Source organism: Sphingomonas sp. CCH9-F2, from assembly GCF_001556735.1.
Taxonomy (GTDB): Bacteria; Pseudomonadota; Alphaproteobacteria; order Sphingomonadales; family Sphingomonadaceae; genus Sphingomonas; species Sphingomonas ginsenosidimutans.
On record NZ_LSJO01000586.1, the window covers coordinates 1 to 396 of the forward strand.

Below are 396 nucleotides of genomic sequence, written 5' to 3' on the forward strand. Positions count from 1 at the left end.
GGCGGAGGTGGCGGAGGGCGCGACGCTGATCCTCGACGCCGATGCCGCGACGCTGGCGGTCGATCCCGCGCCCGCGGCGCTGGTGGCGGCGCGGGCGCGGGCGGATGCCGTGGCGCAGCGCCGCGCCGCGGTGCGCGCGGCGGCGGCCGAGGCGGCGCATACCCGCGACGGCGTGCGGATCGAGGCGTTCGCCAATCTCGGCTCAATCGCCGATGCGCAGGCGGCGGTGGCGGCGGGCGCGGAGGGGTGCGGGCTGCTGCGCACCGAATTCCTGTTCCTCGACCGCGCGACGCCCCCCGATGCCGACGAACAGGCCGCGCTGTACCGCGCCGTCGCCGACACGCTGGATGGGCGGCCGGTGATCGTCCGGCTGCTGGATATCGGCGGTGACAAGCC

1 protein-coding gene is annotated in these 396 nt (G+C 77.3%); it reads left to right on the plus strand.

Going from position 1 to position 396, the window contains the following annotated elements:
* Positions 1-396, plus strand: a 396-nt coding sequence (locus AX685_RS16430; RefSeq protein ID WP_331710185.1) for a putative PEP-binding protein, incomplete at both ends; no start/stop codon positions are given.